The 16,578-nt window shown below is 61.5% G+C and carries 17 protein-coding genes and 1 tRNA gene; 13 read left to right on the top strand and 5 right to left on the bottom strand.

Annotated elements, in window-relative coordinates:
- Window positions 1–43 precede the first annotated feature (43 nt).
- From ACLJEU_RS09470 to hemA, 13 genes are all read left to right on the top strand, one after another.
- Window positions 44–117, top strand: a tRNA-Gln gene (locus ACLJEU_RS09470).
- A 560-nt stretch (window positions 118–677) separates the two neighbouring features.
- Complete coding sequence (locus tag ACLJEU_RS09465) at window positions 678–1,283, top strand: MotA/TolQ/ExbB proton channel family protein (protein WP_414662368.1); 606 nt, start codon at window positions 678–680, stop codon at window positions 1,281–1,283.
- 57 nt (window positions 1,284–1,340) lie between these two features.
- Window positions 1,341–1,772, top strand: a complete 432-nt coding sequence (locus ACLJEU_RS09460; protein ID WP_414662367.1) for an ExbD/TolR family protein — start codon at window positions 1,341–1,343, stop codon at window positions 1,770–1,772.
- A 33-nt stretch (window positions 1,773–1,805) separates the two neighbouring features.
- A complete protein-coding gene (locus ACLJEU_RS09455; protein WP_414662366.1) occupies window positions 1,806–2,252 on the top strand; it encodes an ExbD/TolR family protein in 447 nt (148 codons plus the stop codon).
- 12 nt (window positions 2,253–2,264) lie between these two features.
- Complete coding sequence (locus ACLJEU_RS09450) at window positions 2,265–2,918, top strand: energy transducer TonB (RefSeq protein WP_414662365.1); 654 nt, start codon at window positions 2,265–2,267, stop codon at window positions 2,916–2,918.
- Window positions 2,919–2,924: 6 nt separating this feature from the next.
- On the top strand, window positions 2,925–4,355 hold the full coding sequence (locus ACLJEU_RS09445; protein ID WP_414662364.1) for a tetratricopeptide repeat protein: 1,431 nt from the start codon (window positions 2,925–2,927) through the stop codon (window positions 4,353–4,355).
- A 23-nt stretch (window positions 4,356–4,378) separates the two neighbouring features.
- Window positions 4,379–4,936: a hypothetical protein gene (locus ACLJEU_RS09440; RefSeq protein ID WP_414662363.1), complete on the top strand. Its 558-nt coding sequence runs from the start codon at window positions 4,379–4,381 to the stop codon at window positions 4,934–4,936.
- Window positions 4,937–4,958: 22 nt separating this feature from the next.
- Entirely contained in the window at window positions 4,959–5,501 is a 543-nt protein-coding gene (locus ACLJEU_RS09435; RefSeq protein WP_414662362.1) for a hypothetical protein, read from the top strand.
- 112 nt (window positions 5,502–5,613) lie between these two features.
- Complete coding sequence (locus ACLJEU_RS09430) at window positions 5,614–6,528, top strand: PfkB family carbohydrate kinase (protein ID WP_414662361.1); 915 nt, start codon at window positions 5,614–5,616, stop codon at window positions 6,526–6,528.
- Window positions 6,529–6,639: 111 nt separating this feature from the next.
- On the top strand, window positions 6,640–6,975 hold the full coding sequence (locus ACLJEU_RS09425; protein ID WP_414662360.1) for a DUF883 family protein: 336 nt from the start codon (window positions 6,640–6,642) through the stop codon (window positions 6,973–6,975).
- Between the two features lie 4 nt (window positions 6,976–6,979).
- Entirely contained in the window at window positions 6,980–7,369 is a 390-nt protein-coding gene (locus ACLJEU_RS09420; RefSeq protein WP_414662359.1) for a phage holin family protein, read from the top strand.
- A 166-nt stretch (window positions 7,370–7,535) separates the two neighbouring features.
- Window positions 7,536–8,387 (top strand): cytochrome C assembly family protein, encoded by an 852-nt coding sequence (locus ACLJEU_RS09415; RefSeq protein WP_414662358.1) that lies wholly within the window; start codon window positions 7,536–7,538, stop codon window positions 8,385–8,387.
- Entirely contained in the window at window positions 8,384–9,466 is a 1,083-nt protein-coding gene (gene hemA, locus ACLJEU_RS09410; RefSeq protein ID WP_414662357.1) for a glutamyl-tRNA reductase, read from the top strand. Before ACLJEU_RS09415 ends, hemA begins: the two co-directional genes overlap by 4 nt.
- On the opposite strand, the gene ACLJEU_RS09405 is transcribed toward hemA, so the two are convergent.
- The 5 genes from ACLJEU_RS09405 to ACLJEU_RS09385 all read right to left on the bottom strand — a co-directional run bounded on the left by ACLJEU_RS09405 (window position 9,463) and on the right by ACLJEU_RS09385 (window position 16,542).
- On the bottom strand, window positions 9,463–12,165 hold the full coding sequence (locus tag ACLJEU_RS09405; RefSeq protein ID WP_414662356.1) for a response regulator: 2,703 nt from the start codon (window positions 12,163–12,165) through the stop codon (window positions 9,463–9,465). The two genes, hemA and ACLJEU_RS09405, sit on opposite strands and share 4 nt — an antisense overlap.
- Before the next feature lie 125 nt (window positions 12,166–12,290).
- Window positions 12,291–13,538 (bottom strand): lipid-A-disaccharide synthase, encoded by a 1,248-nt coding sequence (lpxB, locus tag ACLJEU_RS09400; RefSeq protein ID WP_457795366.1) that lies wholly within the window; start codon window positions 13,536–13,538, stop codon window positions 12,291–12,293.
- Between the two features lie 11 nt (window positions 13,539–13,549).
- Entirely contained in the window at window positions 13,550–14,533 is a 984-nt protein-coding gene (locus tag ACLJEU_RS09395) for a Gfo/Idh/MocA family oxidoreductase (protein ID WP_414662354.1), read from the bottom strand.
- 94 nt (window positions 14,534–14,627) lie between these two features.
- The gene (locus ACLJEU_RS09390; protein ID WP_414662353.1) at window positions 14,628–15,320 is read right to left on the bottom strand and encodes an ABC transporter ATP-binding protein; all 693 of its coding nucleotides are present in this window, start codon (window positions 15,318–15,320) and stop codon (window positions 14,628–14,630) included.
- Window positions 15,313–16,542, bottom strand: a complete 1,230-nt coding sequence (locus ACLJEU_RS09385) for an ABC transporter permease (protein WP_414662352.1) — start codon at window positions 16,540–16,542, stop codon at window positions 15,313–15,315. The genes ACLJEU_RS09390 and ACLJEU_RS09385 overlap by 8 nt, the downstream gene beginning before the upstream one ends.
- Between the last annotated feature and the right edge of the window lie 36 nt (window positions 16,543–16,578).

Raw genomic sequence — 16,578 nt, 5'->3', positions numbered from 1 at the left:
CGGGAAGTCGATTCAGCGATGCCTGCCACGTCTCCAATTTTTTTGCCCGATGGTGTAATGGTAGCACAAACGACTCTGACTCGTTTTGTCTAGGTTCGACTCCTAGTCGGGCAGCCAGTTTTTTTCAGCAATTCGCACAACGCATCTAAGATTTCCAAAATCTCCGCGTCAGTCTGTGCATGAAACCCCGAATCCCCCACGAGCGAACCAGCGCGAAAAATATCACGATCCAAATCGATTGAATTTTTGAACGCAGCTGCCGGTGTTATCGTCTTTTCCAATCTAGATCGCACCGAAAAAGATTTTCGCTGCCACGTATGACAAAGTAGGTTGACACCCAACTTTCGATGACCCCTATTTCGCTTTCTCCCTGACTAGCCCCAGAATTTTCCTCAGCGCGCGATGCTGATTTTTCAAGTCCCCTCGAACAAATTCACCGACCGGTTCGGCATGTTTCCTGCAAGGGCAGATGCCAGCACGGTTTCGGCAGCGAATTGTAACTTGAGCGGCGTTCCGTGAAGTCATTCAGGCGCATTGCTCGTTTTCGGTATCCACAATTCCGCCACGTTTCGTTTTAGCCCAACTCTAATCGTCTCCTACATCTTCATCCTATGATTACTCAAAGCCTCCCGCTCGCGTTTCTCCTCGGTGACGCCACCCCGATGGACCTTTTCATTATGGGCAAGGAAATCATGTGGCCTATTCTGCTGCTTTCCTTCGTCGCCATCACGGTCGTGGTTGAGCGAATTCTTTTCATCTTCCGTGAAAACGCCAGCCGTGAGCCCGAGGTTGTCGAGAAGATGCTCGAGGCTGTTGAGCGTCGCGACGTCGAAGGCGCGCTCGCGATCGGTCGCAAGAGCAAGGATTTCATCGCGAAGATTCTGGTCTACAGCCTGACCAACCGCGAATACTCCCTCTCCAACGCGTTCATTCGCGCGTCCGGCCAGGAACTCGCCCGCTTCCAGCAGGGCATGGCGACGCTCGACACGTGCATCACCGCCGCTCCCCTCCTGGGTCTGCTCGGTACCGTTACCGGAATGATGCGTACGTTCGGCGCCCTCGGCACCGGCGACGTCAGCGGTTCAACCGGTGCCATCACCGGTGGTGTGGCTGAGGCGCTCATCGCGACGGCCTGCGGTCTCGCCATCGCCATCTTGGGCCTGCTCCCCTACAATTACCTCAACGCTCGCGCCGAGCAGGCGAAGAATGACATCGCCGACGTCTCCCATGCGCTTGAGATTCTGCTGAAGAAGGGCGAGACCACCGCTCCGTTCAAAGGCTAAGCAGCCTAGTCAGCGCAACGCTCCGAGTTCAGCAATTCAGACAGCCCCTTACCAACCATGGCCGGATCATCTGGTGGCAGCAGCGGCGGCAAGAAGAAGGCGCGCATCGAAATCATTCCTCTGATCGATGTCATTTTCTTCCTGCTGGCCACGTTCGTCTTGTTCACGCTTTCGCTGAACAAGTCAGGCGGCGTAGCTGGAATTAATCTGCCCACTTCGGATTCCGGTGAAACCCGGGAAACTTCGGGCACGGTGACCATCTCCGTGACCGAAGCCGGGACCATCGCTTGGAACAAGGACTTCATCAGTCTCTCGGAGTTTATCGATCGCCTGAAGACCTTCAAAATTGCCGAACCGGACGGTCGCATTTTGATCAATGGCGATGAAGGTGCTCTTTTTAACGCCGCGCTCTACATCTTCGACGAAGCGCGTAAGACTGGTTTCCAGAAAGTTTTCATTGAAACGAAGGTTCGCTCGGCCAGCCGCTAACTGCGCGCTCGAAATTCAAAACCATCTCCATCCATGGCAGGCTCCAGTCCCAAGGCCGAAGAAGGCAAAAAGAAGGCACGCATCGAGATCATCCCGCTGATCGATGTTATCTTCTTCCTTCTCGCCACCTTCGTTTTGTTCACCCTCTCGTTGCAACGCATCTCCTCGGTGCCTGTGACGCTTCCGGTTGCCTCGCCCCCCGGGCCGACCAACCCAAATGATACGACCGTCTATCTGCAGGTTTCCGACGAAAGCACCTATTACTGGAAACAGGGCCAGAATCCGGCCGAATTGATCAACACGGCTGAAATCGCACCTCGTCTGGCGGACTATCGGCGCAGCGAATCCAATCCCCGCGTCCTTATTCGCGGCGACACCAAGGCTCGCTTCGGTGCCGCGGTGCTGGCACTCGACGAAGTGCGCAAGTCTGGCATCCAGCAGGTTTCCGTTGAAACCGTCTCCAGCCCCACCGGCCGTTAACCCCTCATCATCATGAGTCGTGACCTAATTTTGGGCATATTTATCTCGGTCGTCCTTCATCTCGGCGTTTTCTTCGGGGATAAATTGATCCCGGAGAAGAAGATCGTGAAAAAGGTGGAAGTTGAAGCGGAGAAAATCCAGCTCATCGCCATGCCGAAGCTCGATGAGCCGGAACCTGAAATCGTCGAGGTGAACGAGGAAGTTAAACCCCTCGACCTCGCTCCGCCAATGCAGCAGGACGTTCCTCAGCTAGTAACTCCGGACTCCTTTGTGCAGAAGATTCAGCCGCCTCCGCCGGAAGGGGTGACGATCTCAGCTTCGATGAACATCGTTCCGGAAGTACGGGATCCAAACATGTTCAAGGGCATGAAGGTGTTTGACATCTCCATGCTCGACCAGACGCCGGTCGCCCGCTTCCAGGCCCGCCCGCAGTATCCGTTTGAAATGCGTCGCGCCGGAATCGCCGGCGAGGTGGTCGTCGACTTCATTGTGGACACCAACGGAGACGTGCAGAATGCCTACGCCATTCGTTCCTCTCAGCGCGAATTCGAAGCCGCCGCCGTCCAAGCGGTGAGCAAATGGAAATTCAAACCAGGCCGCAAAGGCGGTCGTGACGTTCCCACCCACATGCAGGTGCCGATCGTCTTCACCCTCAACGAGGAGTAATCCATCGTGTCCGACCATTCCCACCTTTCCGCCATCCGCCGTTGGCGTCTCGCTCCGGTTGTCACTGCTGCTGCCCTCACCTTCGCCTCGTGCGTCGTCTACGCGCAGCAACCCGGACCGGAAAAAAAGAGCTTCCAACCGAGCACCAAGACCAGTGAAGCCTTTGGCAAGCTGAAGCCGCTGCAGGACTCTCAGAATTGGGCCGGGATGCTCACGCTGCTGGACGGAATCGCCATTGAGCCGAACAGTTACGATGAGGCCCTGATCTTGGACATGAAGGCCAAGATTTACGGCATGACCAATCAGCTCGGCAAAGCGATTGCTCCGTGGGAACGTGCAGTGGAGCTCTCCGACAAGTACGGCTACTTCCCGGAGAAGGCCGTGCTCGATATCGTGTTCTTCCTAGGCCAGCTCTACGCGCAGGAAGCCACCACGTCGAAGGATCCGAAACTTCAGCCCGGATATTTCACCAAGGCACTGACCTATTTCAAACGCTTCCTAGACAAGACTCCAAAGCCGACGCCGGAAGCCGTTTCCACCTATGCGATGCTGCTTTATTACAAAGCAGTCGCTGATCCAAACAAGGTCGACCAGGTGATGTTGCAGGAAGCTCGCAAGGTTGTTGAAAACGCGCTGACTACGGCCATCAAGCCCAAGGAGAGTTTCTATCAACTCCTGCTGGCGCTTCAGCAGCAGCAGAATGACCTTTCAGGTTCCGCCGAACTTTTGGAACTTCTCCTCAAGCAGACGCCCAACAAGAAAGATCATTGGCAGATGCTGATGGGCCTCTATCTGCAGTTGGGTGAAAAGGTGAAGGAGAAAGATCCCACCTTGGCTCGCGAGTACTTGGTGCGTGCAATTCTAACGGCGGAACGGGCGCAGAAGCTTAATTTCCTCAATACGCCGAAGGACAACATGAACTTGGTTTCGCTCTATCTTCTGGCGAACCAGTTCACCAAGGGCACCGAACTGCTCTACAATGGCATGAAGGGCGGCACGATTGAATCGCTGCCACACAATTGGCGCATTCTTGGCCGCTACTACCAGGAGGCCAACATGAATGCCGAAGCCGTCAAGGTGCTACAGGAAGCGACCAAGGTATTCCCGACCAACGGCGAGCTCGAAGTGCAGATTGCCCAGATTTATCTGCAGATGGAAAAGACCAAGGAGGCGTTTGAACACGCCAAGGCGGCAATGACCAAGGGTAATCTCGAGGGCACCAAACCCTACGGCGTCACTTATCTCGTCGCCTACACGGCGTACGAGTTGGGAAACATTGACGAGGCCAATGCAGCCATCGGCTCCGCAGAGAAGTTTGAAGAGTCCAAGAAGGACCAGCAGTTTGCTCGCCTACGCGACGTGGTCAGAGAGGCGATCGCCGAGCGTGAGTCCAAGAACAAGCCCAAGGAAGAACCCAAGAAAGCTGCATCGCGCTAATTTCAGTCACCTCAACTTTCCACATGAAGAAAAGTTACGTCTATTTCATCGCTCCTGTACTCCTTCTGGCCGTCTTCTTCTTTGGGTTCTATTGGAACGCCCACAAGAATTATGAAGATCGCGAACAGGCCAAAGTAAAACAAGCTAGCGACGCCAAGCGCGCCAAGCTCGAGAAAGAGGCCAAGGATCGCGAAGTCGCGGTCAAGTCTGCACTTGATCTCCAAGAGAAGCGTCGCGTCGAAAAGAAGGCCCGCGACGAGCGCGAAGCTCGTGAAAAGGAAGAACGCGAGAAGGCCCGTCAGGCTCGTGACAAGACCGGCCGTGACGCCGAGAAACTCGAGCAGCAGGTCAAGCGCCTGCAGAAGGAAATCGACGTCGAAAAGCGCGAGATTGCCGAGATCCAGGAAGTCCGCAAGCGCACCTCCGACGAACACGCCTTCGTGAAGGAATACGTCAAGAAAGCCGAACAGAACGCGAAGAGCCTCACCGGCGTCCTCGAACGCATTGCAGCGGCCGACAAGGCGGCGGCCGATGCCGCTAAAGCAGCGGAAGCCGCGGCTAAGGCCGCAGCCAAGAAGTAACCTTCAATCTCATACCCAACCGATGAAAAAGTGGATGTATCTTATTTTCCCCGGCGTCATGCTGGCGGGCTTCATTGTAGTCTACTTGTCGCACAAGGAGGCCTCTGAGGCAAAAGAGCGGGCCCACGTTGCTCAAGTCGCCAAGGATAAGGCGGTGGCGGACGAGAAGAAAAAGGTGGCCGAGACCAAGGCACGCGAAGACGCGAAGAAACGCCAGGAAGAGCGTGACGCCGAAGACAAGAAAAAGGAAGAGGACAAGGCGGCCCGTCAGGCGGCTGACGACAAGAAAGTCCGCGACCAAACGGCTGAATACGCTGCTAAGGCAACCGCAGCCGAGAAACAGGTCACCGCATCCCAGTCAGAGCTCGATCGCTTGCGCAAGGAGAAGGACACCCTGAACCGCGAGACGTTTGAAATGGCCAAGCAGGTCGAACTCAGCCGCATTGCCCGCCGCAATGCCGAGCTCGAAATCCAGCGCATGACCGAAATGGTGGCACGTCGTGCGTCCGAGAGCGCGATGACCCGACCGCCGGCAGTCATGGCCGCTCCTGCTCCCGCCAAGTAAGCCTTCGCCTAAGTTTTCTTTCCCAGCCCCGGACATTATCGTCCGGGGCTTTTTTCTGTTCACAATTTTCCATCGTTCCTCCCCCGCCCGCCCCGTGTCAGTTGCCTTACCAATGCCCCGCGCCTCTTCCGCACCTGCCGCCATTGTTTGTTTCGGGGAAGCCTTGTGGGATATCCTGCCCCGCGGAATCTTTCTCGGCGGAGCTCCGCTCAACGTGGCTTATCACCTTTCGCGGCACGGCGCGGACGTGATTCCGATCTCCGCGGTCGGCCGCGATTTTCTCGGCGATGAGGCTATCCGGCGAATCGCCGCCTGGAAAATCCCGACGACCCACCTCCAGCGTCATCGCACCCTGCCCACGGGCACGGTGCACGCCAAAGTCGATTCGCACGGTGCAGCCTCGTACACGATCACCCGTTCCGTCTCCTGGGATTCCATTGCCTTCCCTCGATCGCTCAACGCCCGTGTGGTGCCGGCCGCCATCGTTTACGGATCCCTCGCCCTACGCGGCCCCTCCAACCGCCGTACGCTGCAGCGCTTGTTCGCCGCCTGGCCCGACGCGGTAAGAGTGCTCGATGTCAACCTACGGCAGCCATTCGACCGCGGTCCCGGACTCCGCCTGGCGCTCGATTCCGCCCAACTTCTGAAGCTCAACCACGAGGAACTCGCCCGTCTCACCAGCCAGCCGATCAAGGATGTAGCCGCGATCGAAGCCGCCGCCCGACGCTTGGCGCAGTCGCGTCACTTGCAGGGAGTGTGTGTCACTGCTGGAGCGCGTGGAGCAGGCCTCTGGTGGAAGGGACAATGGTTTTGGGAGCAAGGCAGGCCAGTCGCCGTGAAAGACACGATCGGAGCGGGTGACGCCTTCCTGGGAGCGCTGCTGGCGAATCTCATGGTCCGTAGCGACTCTCCGGCGAAGGCCTTGGCCCAAGCTTGTCGGATGGGCGAGTTTGTTGCCGCGCGCGACGGAGCCACACCTCCCTATCGGTGCAATACACGGGGCGAGCCGCACGACACGTCCCGCTAGCGTCCCGGTTTCTTTGCCGAACCTGCTCGCGCTGTCAGGGTCTGTGTGCCAACCTGATGCCTGTACGGCGATTCACCTCACCCACGTTAACCCGCAAAAAAGGAGACTTCCATGGAAACTCACTTCCCCACGTCCGCCCACACCGAGAGTCAGCAAGCCCGCGAGCGCGTCATGGCCGATCTCAAGACGTTGGTCCGGGATTCCGAAGATCTGCTCAAGGCCACCGCCGGCGACATGAGCGAGGCCGCCAGGGACGCCCGCGCCCGCATCGGCACTGCACTTGAACGCGCCCGCGCCACGTATTCCGAGATGCAAGCGCAGGGCATCGAGTCGGCCAAACAGGCGATGAAGAAAGCCGACGACACGATTCGCACGCACCCTTACCAATCGATTGGAATCGCTTTCGGCGTCGGTCTGCTGCTCGGGGTGCTTCTTAAACGGAAGTAATCCGATGGCCGGCACCGAGCCAGCATCGGGCGGCATCATCAACGCCCTTCGCCGGATGGCCCATTCCATGGGCTCCTTGGCCCAAGCGCGCTTCGAGCTCTTCATTGTCGAACTGCAGGAGGAGAAGCTTCGCACCATCTCCCTGCTGATTTGGATTGGAGCAGGCTGCGCGCTTGGTCTGGCCGGCGTACTCGTCGGTATTGCTGCTCTCGGACTCTTTCTATGGGAACGCGCCGGCTACCCCGGATTGATCGGCTTGGCGTTGTGCACGTTGGCGGGTGCGGGAGCAATCTTCGCCCACGTTCGGCGTCGGATCGTGAAAGGCCCGCAGCCGTTTGCTTCGACTTCCGAGGAATTTCGCAAGGACTTGGCCTGTCTGAAACCACCGGAGTGAGTTGCCGGCGGGCGCGTTCTCTACCTCCGTGACGGGTACGAGCAGCTGCAGCGCCGTGCAACGATAGGCTGCGCTCACGGCAGTTCCTGCGATTTTCTGCGCGTGGATTGCGCGGCAAAGTCGCAGACTTGCTCCGCGGGCCCAGGCTCCTACCGTAGCGCCTTCCATGTTCGCCGAAATCACCGATCGCACCTGGCTATGGGCTGCGGGTAGCTTCTACCTTGCAGGCTTTCTGTTGGGAACGTTCGCCCTGATGCGACAGGGCCGTCCGTCTGGCGGCGCCACATATGTCCTGATCGCCGTTGGCTACGCGCTCCAACTGGCAGGTCTGGCCGTCCGCGGTCGGGCCGTGGGCGGTTGTCCCCTGGGCAACCAGTTTGAAATCTATCAATTCACGGCGTGGTCCTCAATCACCCTGTATCTCGCCGTCGGGGTCACGTTTCGCAACAGCCTGCTCGGCTACTTCACGTCCTCCCTCGCCGCGACGATGACGCTGGTCTCGCTCGCAATCCCGGGCTGGGACGCCACTCAGCGCACCCACATTTTCGGCAAGGATCCGTGGATTGAATTGCACGCCGCACTCGCGGTTTTCAGCTACGGTGTCTTCGGGCTACTCGCTCTCACCTCGATGATGTTTCTGCTGCGCAATCACTCGCTGAAATCCAAGGATCTGCGCGGCTGGTTCTCGTTTCTACCCTCGATCCTCGACCTCGATCACATCGGTTTGCGTCTACTGGGTGCGGGCGTGACGATCCTGGCCTTCTCCCTCGTGGTTGGCTCGGTTTACTGGTTGCGCGACACGTCGACCGTGAATCTCACGAAGCTCTTCGTCACCGTGGCCATCTGGTTTGCCTACACCGCCGCGCTCGGCCTGCGCCTCAGGGGCATACTGCTCGCGAAACGCTTTGCCTGGTCATGCCTCGCCTTGTTCATCGCCGCGCTGCTGTCGCTGGGACCCGTGGACAAGAGCCGGCATCCGGCCACGCCGGGAGCGGGAACGGAGGTGCGGACGTCATGAGCGCAGACGGACTTTTTGTCATCGGCGCGACGCATCACCGGGCACCGCTCGCCGTGCGCGAAAAACTTTCGTTGAGCGCCGACGGTGCCGTAGCCCTGAAGGCGGAGTTTTCCAAGATCGACGGCCTGCGCGAATTTGCGGTGCTGAACACCTGCAATCGCGTCGAGTTCTACGGCGTCGCCGCCAGCGCTGACGCCGCCGCCCGCATGACCGCCGCTTTTTGCGCGCGGCAGAATTTCGAGATTGCCGAGTTTGCCAAGGTCCGGCTCGAACTGCGGGGCTGTGACGCCGTTCAGCATCTGGTCGAGGTATCCGCCGGTCTCGACTCCCAGATGCTGGGCGAGACGGAAATTTTCGGCCAGGTGAAGGACGCCTACGCCGCCGCCCAGGCGGGCGGCACCACGGGGCCGGTGCTCAATCGCGTTTTTCAGAAGGGATTTCAGGCCGCCAAACACGTCCGTACCCAGACAGCCATTACGGAGGGCCAGGTCAGCGTAGCCAATGTGGCCGTCGATCTCGCACTCAACATCTACGGCAGCCTCACCCACACGCGCATTCTTCTCCTCGGCGCCGGCGAGATTGGCGAGAAGACGGCCAAGGCGTTTCAGAGCCGCGGCGCCGCCGCCCTCACCGTCGCCAGCCGGCGCTTCGAGCGGGCAATGGAACTCGCCACGATCCTCGGTGCCAGCGCGATGCCGTTCGAACAACGGGACAGCCGCCTGGCGGAATTCGACGTCGTGGTCTGCGCGACGTCCGCGCCGGACATCGTCGTGCCGCACGCCTCCGCCAAGGCCGCCATGCAAAAACGGCCCGCGCGCCCGCTCTTCTTCATCGATCAGGCGCTCCCGCGCGACGTCGATCCCAGCGTCGCCGACCTGCAGAACGTGTTTCTCTACAACCTCGACGATCTCGCCAAGATCGCCGAGGAAAACCGCGTCGCTCGCGAGGCCGAAATCAGCAAGTGCCGCGCAATCGCAACGGAGAAGGCGGGCGCGCTCTGGCGTCAGGTTGCGCCGCAAGTCGAAGCCCTCGCCGAACGCTTCGAAGGCCGGCCGGTCCAGCAGGAAAATCCCGCCTAGACGATAGTGCGCGTCGCGGCGCCGACCGCCACGCTGGCGCGCTCCAACGCCGCCGTCAGTTCTGCGGCTTTGATCGGCTTGCTCATGTAGTCGTCCATGCCAGCCGCCACGCACAGTTCGCGGTCGCCCTGCATCGCGTTCGCCGTGAGGGCTATGACCCACGGTCGGTGCTCCCCTTGCGGCCAGCGCTCGCGCAGACGGCGCGTCGCCTCGAGTCCGTCCATCTCGGGCATCTGCACATCCATGAGCACGATGTCGTAGCGCTGACGCTCAAGCGCCGCGAGGACTTCCTTGCCGTCCGCTGCGACGTCGGCGCGAAATCCGAGCTTGGCCAGCATCGCCAGCGCCACGCGCTGGTTCACTGCATTGTCTTCCGCCAGCAACAACCGCTCGGACCGATGTGCCACCGGCACCGACGTTTCCACAAACGGATGCACGGTCACCAGCCGCGGCCCGGCGCTCTGGGTGCGGAAGAGTTGGGACAACGTTTCCATCAAAACACCCGGCTTGGCCGGCTTGATGAGGATGGCTTTGAACAACGCCGGCTCCGGCACCGCCTCCACGGCACCGCCCGAGGACAACAACACCAGCGGCAACCCGGGGTGCCGTGGCCGCAGCGCCGCCGCCAGCATGGCTCCATCCATGTCCGGCATGTGCAAATCGAGCACCGCACAGTCGAAAGTCCCGCCGCGTTCGAGCAACGCCAGCGCCCCCGCACCGGAATCCGTCGTCGACACACGCATGCCCCAGTTCGTGGCCAGTTGCGCGAGGATGCGACGATTCGTGCTGTTATCGTCCACGACCAGCAGTGTCCGGCCCGCCAGGTTGACGGGCCCCGACGCGACGTGTGGCACGGTCACGCCGCCCACCGGTTCCACTACGACCGTAAAGTGGAAGGTCGATCCCTTCCCCACTTCGCTCTCGACCCACATGCGACCGCCCATGAGCTCCGCGAGGCGTTTGCTGATCGCCAGGCCCAGCCCGGTCCCGCCGAAACGCCGCGTCGTCGAGGCATCCACCTGGGAGAACGACTGGAACAGCCGCGCCATGCCGTCCGGCGGAATCCCGATCCCCGTGTCGCGCACGGCCAGCTCGAGCTCGATTCTGCCGTCGCCGCGCGTGGTCGCCTGCACCAGCAGCACAACCTCTCCGGCGACGGTGAACTTCACGGCGTTGCCCAGCAGATTAACCAGAATCTGCCGCAATCGCGTCGGATCTCCCCGAATGTCGCGGGGCACGCCGTCGGCAATTTCATACAACAAATCGATCCGCTTCGCCGCACAGCGCTCAGCCAGGAGATCGAGCGCGCCCTCGACGCACTCCCGCAGGCTGAACTCAAGCTGCTCCAGTTCGAGCCGGCCGGATTCGATTTTCGAAAAATCCAGAATGTCGTTGATGATTGTGAGCAGCGAATCGCCGCTCGATCGAATCGTCTCGGCGTAGTCGCGCTGCTCGCGCGAAAGCGGCGAATCGAGCAGCAGCGACGTCATGCCGATGACGCCGTTCATGGGCGTGCGGATTTCGTGGCTCATCATCGCGAGAAACTGGCTCTTCGCGAGATTGGCGGACTCCGCCGCCTCCTTGGCCGAGCTGAGTTCGTTCGCCTGGCGTTTCCGCTCCGTGATGTCGACCAGCGTGGAGAGCTCCTCGAAGCCTCCGCCGGGAAGGTTTTTTCGTTGCTGGGTCAGCATCACCCAGACCACGCGACCTTCGCGATGGCGGTAGCGCTTCTCCATGGAAAACTGCGTGGTCTCTCCCGCCGCAAGCTGCGCATAGAGTCGCTGCTGCTCGATGTACTCCTCCGGCATGCTGACGGTGGAGTAGGCGCCGGCCATGGCCGACTCCTCGCGGGTCAGGCCGGTGAGCCGGAGATGCGCGTCGTTGACCAGTCGCACCTGGCTCTCGTCCGCCGCGACGCGACGCCACGACAAACCGATGGGCGCCGCCTCAAAGATGAAGCGGAACTGCGCCTCCTTGGCGGCAATCTCGGCTTCGATGCGCTTTCGCTCCGTGATGTCGAGCTGGAGGCTCATGAATCCGGTGATCTGTCCGCGCTCGTCCTTGAGAATCTGAATCTCGAGATCCACCCACAGCGGCCGGCCGTGCCGCGTATAGTTGATGACCTCTCCCTTGAACGCCTCGCCGCGACCGATCGTCCCGAGAATCAATCCCGGCAACGTATCGCTGGTTTCGGGTCCGAGCAGGATGTCGCCCGGTCTTCTGCCTCGGATCGCATCGAGGCGATAATCGAAGAACCGCTCGAAACTCTCGTTGGCCCACTCGATGCGCCAGTCCGCATCCATCAGCAGCACCGCACTTGCCGTCCGGCTCGCGACCAATGCGAGGCGGCGCGACTCAGCCTCCGCGCGACGTAGGTTCTCAGCCGTATGTTCACCCTCGCGGACCGCCGCGTAACGCGACCGCACCACCCGCCAGATGACTCCCGTGCCGACGAGGCTCAATCCCACCACCCCGCCCAGAAACAGCCAGACCATCCGTTCGCGGCCGTCATCAGCCGGCGGATACAATCCGGCCTGCTGCACCGATGCGCCCTCACCTGCCGCTGCTCTCACGGGGGAGCGCGGCTCCCGCTCCTGCCAGACTGCGCGACCGACGAACGCGGACAAGATCAAGCCGGCGGCCACGAGCACCCAGGGCAGCGCTCGATGCGCGGAAATTGGCGGAGAAAGGGTGGGCACGGCGCGAACTTCGGTTCGTGGAAAAGTAAGCGCCGCCCCGCCGTTGGCGAAATCCTTCGCGTGTCCGGGGCGCTTCCACCGCGTTTCACAGCTTCGTTACCGCCGGCGCTCCGGGCCGCCCGCGTTCAGGCGGCGAGATGCCGCGCCAGCCAGTCCGCGACGGTGCCCGATGCGGGCACGCTCAACAACGCGCGCAGTCGCCCGGCCTGCGCCGCCGTGCGCTCCCGCCGTGCCGGATCCTGCAAACACGCCCGCAACTCCGCCGCGAGCTCCGCCGGTGTGGCCGCATTCTGGATACGCTCCGGATACATCGGCTCGTTCAGCAGCAGGTTCGCGATGCCGAGGTACTCCACCTGCACGAGCATGCGGCCCAGCAGATAGGTCAACGGGTTCGCCCGGTACGCGATCACGCCGGGGATCGCGGCCAGCGCGCAGTGCATCGACATGGTGCCGCTCGACGTCAGCACCGCCGATGCCGCGATCGGTCCCGCGCCGGACGTCGCAGCGCGGGGCGCCGGCCGGCCGTCAGTCACCTGCAGCAGCCGCACGGTCGAAGGCGGATTGGCCGCCCGCAGGATCGTCAGAATCTCCGCGCTGGGATAGAGGACCACGGCCTCGCGCTGACCGAACGCCCGGTAGCCCGCCAGCAATACCGGAAAAATGCGCGCGACCGCCTGCCGGCGGCTGCCGGGGAGCAAGAGAATCGGGCCGTTGGAATCGTACCGCACCGGCGACACATAGTCGGGCGCGAGGAAGGGATGACCGACAAACTCCACCGGCAGCGACGTATCCGCGTAACACGCCGGCTCGAACGGAAAAATCACCGCCATCGCATCGAGATCGCGCGCCATCGTGAAGCGGCGCTTCGCCTTCCACGCCCAGATCTGCGGCGAAATATAATACACCGTCTTGATCGCGCCGCCGCCCTTCACCGACAAGCCGCGCTCCCGCAGCGCCGCCGCCAGCCGCAAGTTCAAGCCCGGGTAGTCGACGAAGCAGATCACGCGCGGGCGATGCGCTTCAATCCAGCGCAGCGTTTCCGCGAACAGCGCTTTGAAAAACGGATAGTTCTTCAGGACCTCGACGAGCCCCACGACCGACGACGACGTCATGTCGTGCAGCAGCTGCGCGCCCGCAGCCGCGAGTTGCGGTCCGCCGAGCGCAGCGATGACGAGTCCGGGCTGCTTCTGCCGCAGTTCATGCACCATGCGCGCAGCGTGCTCGTCACCGGAGTGCTCACCGGCGACGATCAGCACATCGACGCGGCCACCGTGGGGCGCGGCGAAAACCGGTGTCCGCGAAGCTGCGTCCGATTCTCTGCTTGATGCAGGCGGGACGCCCGCGCTCCCGGTGGTGTTCGCCGTCTGCGCCATCGGGCCTCCCGTCACTGCGCCGCAGCGCGAATCTGCTCGGTGATCGTGATGGCCACCTCGAGCGCGCTCTTGCCAAGCGCGGCACCGACCTTGGGCTGCTTCAGCTTGCTCACACTCTCGACGAAATGTGCCAGCTCGAGTGCGAGCGGCTCGCCCTTTTCAATCGGGATCTCGTGCACGGGAATCGCACTCAGATCGCCCGCCTTCACAAGGCCGATCTTCATCTTCAACCCATACGCGATGATATCCTTCTTCTTCACCAGGTGTCCGGCCTGGTTCATGAAATCGAGCGACAGATAGGCGTCGCCCTGGAAGATCCGGATTTCGCGCGCCTTCTTCGTGCTCATGCGGCTCGCGCTGAGATTGGCCACGCAGCCGTTCTGAAACTGGATCCGCGCGTTCGCAATGTCCTCGCTCTTCGACAGCACCGTGACGCCCACGCTGTCGATCTTCGCAATCGGCGATTTCACGAGTGCCAGCACAATGCCGATGTCGTGGATCATCAGATCCAGCACGACGCCGACTTCGGTGCCGCGGGTCTGATACGGCGCCAGACGCTCGGCCGTGATGTAGCGCGGTTCGTCGATTTCCTTCTCCAGGAAACTCATCACTGGATTGAAATGTTCGATGTGACCAACCTGCACGATGCGGTTGTTCGTGCGTGCCGCCGCGAGCACCTGCTCGGCTTCCGCCAGCGACGCGCAGAGCGGTTTTTCGATCAACAGATGTGCGCCCTGGGCGAGCAGCGGCAACGCCACTTTCGCATGCAGGTCGGTCGGCACGACCACGGACACGGCGTCGCACGCCGCTCCCATCTCCTCGAGCGTGGCGAAACGCCGGCAGTTGTGCTTGGCGCAAATCTCCGCCGCGCGGGCGTCGCTCGTCTCATAGATGCCGGCGAGTTCCGCGCCGGGCAGCGACGCATAGATTCGCGCGTGGTGCTGTCCGAGCGATCCAACTCCCGCGACGCCACACTTTATTTTTTCACCACGCATGAGCTGCAGTTAGACAGAATGAACGAAATGCACAGAATAATTTCAGCGGAATCGGCGCTCGCAGGGGCTGGCCTGCAGTCGGAAAGGTCGCGAGTCAGCGAAACACGCCATCATGGAGAAACAGGCTCCGATTGGTCTTCTGCGCGTGCGCGACGTTGTGAGTCACCAGCACGAGCGCCGTACCGGTTTCGCGACAGAGCGTGAGCAGCAACTCGATCACCGCATCCCCGGTCCGCTCGTCGAGATTGCCCGTCGGCTCGTCAGCCAGCAGCAGCTTGGGCGAATTCATCAACGCCCGCGCAACGGCCACGCGCTGACGTTCACCACCGGAAAGCTGCATGGGCAGATGCGCCGCCCGATCCGCCAAGCCCACGCGGGCGAGCAAGTCTTTTGCCCGCGCCCGCTCGATGGTGCCTGGCCGGCGATGCACTCGCGCCGCCATGAGCACGTTCTGCTCCGCGTCGAGTTCTGGAATCAGGTAGAAGGACTGGAAGACCATCCCGAGAAACAGCGCGCGCCGCTCCGGCGCGGGCCGCTCGCCCGCCCAGTGAATCGTGCCCGTATCCGGCGTATCTAGACCGGAGAGCAAGTTGAGCAGCGTCGATTTGCCTGAACCTGACTCGCCGCGAATCGAAACGCTCTCCCCTGCTGCGACGGTCATGGTCACATCGCGCAACACCTCGAGGCGCTGGCTGCCGCTCAAGTAGGTTTTACGCAGCGCTTCCGCGCGGAGCACCGGTCCGGCCCCGGTCGCCGGAAACGTGGAGCTGATCGGGCCGTTATTCACTGCGCAACGCCTCCACCGGTTTGAGTTTCGCCGCACGCCATGCCGGCAGCAGCCCGGCGAGCGTCGAGATCACAATCGCCATCACCACGATCAACACGATGTCGTTGAGCGCGGGATGCGACGGAAGATCGGTGAACTGGTAGAACTGCCGCAGCGTGTCCTGGCGGTTCAGCAGCGCCGCGATGCCGTGCACGAGGGGATTCCGGATCGCCAGCACGCCGAAGCCGAGAGCGACGCCCACCGCCGTGCCCGCCACACCGATCACGAAGGCCTGGCTGCAGAAACAAAGCGCAACATCGCGCGTGCGCGCTCCGAGCGCGCCAAGCAGGCCAATCTCGCGCGTCTTGCGCACCACCGAAATCAGCAGCGAGCTCATCACGGAAAACGCCGCGATGATCACGATGAACAGCAGCAGGAAGAAGTTGATCGTCTTCTCGAGCTGGAGCACCCACAGGAAACTCTCCCAGCTTTTGGTCCACGAATACGCGCGCACGCGGGGCGGAAGGATCTGATTCAGGCGTACGACCGCGTCCTCCTCATTCACCCCCGGCTGCAGCCGGATGTTGATGCCGTGCACGCGTGAACCGAGTCCGTAGATTTCCTGCGCCGCGCGCATCGTGCCGTAAATCGTGCTGCTGTCCAGGTGCTGGTGCCCGATCTCAAAGTAGCCGACGACGCGGTACTTTCTCGGCAGGAAAATCTCGTCGCTGTTCAGCTTCTCAATCAGCAACGGCGACGTGATGGTAACCAGGTCTCCGAGACGGGCGTTGATCTCCTGCGCCACCAGCGCACTGAGGATGATCGAATCGTCGTCGAGATCCGCGAGCGTGCCCGCGTGAATGAAACGCTGGAGATTCGCGACGCTTTCCACCGAGTCCAAATCGAGGCCGCGAAACATAGGGAAAGCCGGGCGTCCGCCGGCGAGAACCATGACCGGACCGGCCGCAAACGGCGTTGCACCGGCCACGCCTGGCACCGCGCGGACCGTGCGCAGAATCCCTGTCACGTCCTCGATCAGCTCGTTCGACTTCACCTGCACCTCGCCCTCCGTTTGCACAATCATCCGGCGGAGTTCGTAGCCGAAACCGCCCATCACGCTCGTGACGATCACCAGCACCATGACACCCAGCGCCACGCCCAGGATGGAGATCGCCGTGAAGAACGGAAAACGCCGCCCCGTCGGAAACAGCTGCTTCAGGGCGAGGTAGAAATACCAGGGCATCGGGACGGTTGCGGATTTCGGAGGACGGATTTCGAA

This window comes from Terrisphaera buseokensis (genome assembly GCF_047521145.2).
GTDB lineage: Bacteria > Verrucomicrobiota > Verrucomicrobiia > Opitutales > Opitutaceae > ER46.
This window is presented reverse-complemented; position numbering and strand designations above follow the sequence as displayed.

What these genes read in the sequence shown, in the direction of transcription:
- ACLJEU_RS09440 (WP_414662363.1), top strand. Translation starts at nt 4,379, where the DNA reads ATGAAGAAAAGTTACGTCTATTTCATCGCTCCTGTACTCCTTCTGGCC.
- ACLJEU_RS09465 (WP_414662368.1), top strand. Translation starts at nt 678, where the DNA reads ATGGGCAAGGAAATCATGTGGCCTATTCTGCTGCTTTCCTTCGTCGCC.
- ACLJEU_RS09385 (WP_414662352.1), bottom strand. Translation starts at nt 16,542, where the DNA reads ATGCCCTGGTATTTCTACCTCGCCCTGAAGCAGCTGTTTCCGACGGGG.
- ACLJEU_RS09395 (WP_414662354.1), bottom strand. Translation starts at nt 14,533, where the DNA reads ATGCGTGGTGAAAAAATAAAGTGTGGCGTCGCGGGAGTTGGATCGCTC.
- ACLJEU_RS09460 (WP_414662367.1), top strand. Translation starts at nt 1,341, where the DNA reads ATGGCCGGATCATCTGGTGGCAGCAGCGGCGGCAAGAAGAAGGCGCGC.
- ACLJEU_RS09420 (WP_414662359.1), top strand. Translation starts at nt 6,980, where the DNA reads ATGGCCGGCACCGAGCCAGCATCGGGCGGCATCATCAACGCCCTTCGC.
- ACLJEU_RS09435 (WP_414662362.1), top strand. Translation starts at nt 4,959, where the DNA reads ATGAAAAAGTGGATGTATCTTATTTTCCCCGGCGTCATGCTGGCGGGC.
- ACLJEU_RS09430 (WP_414662361.1), top strand. Translation starts at nt 5,614, where the DNA reads ATGCCCCGCGCCTCTTCCGCACCTGCCGCCATTGTTTGTTTCGGGGAA.
- lpxB (WP_457795366.1), bottom strand. Translation starts at nt 13,538, where the DNA reads ATGGCGCAGACGGCGAACACCACCGGGAGCGCGGGCGTCCCGCCTGCA.
- hemA (WP_414662357.1), top strand. Translation starts at nt 8,384, where the DNA reads ATGAGCGCAGACGGACTTTTTGTCATCGGCGCGACGCATCACCGGGCA.
- ACLJEU_RS09425 (WP_414662360.1), top strand. Translation starts at nt 6,640, where the DNA reads ATGGAAACTCACTTCCCCACGTCCGCCCACACCGAGAGTCAGCAAGCC.
- ACLJEU_RS09455 (WP_414662366.1), top strand. Translation starts at nt 1,806, where the DNA reads ATGGCAGGCTCCAGTCCCAAGGCCGAAGAAGGCAAAAAGAAGGCACGC.
- ACLJEU_RS09450 (WP_414662365.1), top strand. Translation starts at nt 2,265, where the DNA reads ATGAGTCGTGACCTAATTTTGGGCATATTTATCTCGGTCGTCCTTCAT.
- ACLJEU_RS09415 (WP_414662358.1), top strand. Translation starts at nt 7,536, where the DNA reads ATGTTCGCCGAAATCACCGATCGCACCTGGCTATGGGCTGCGGGTAGC.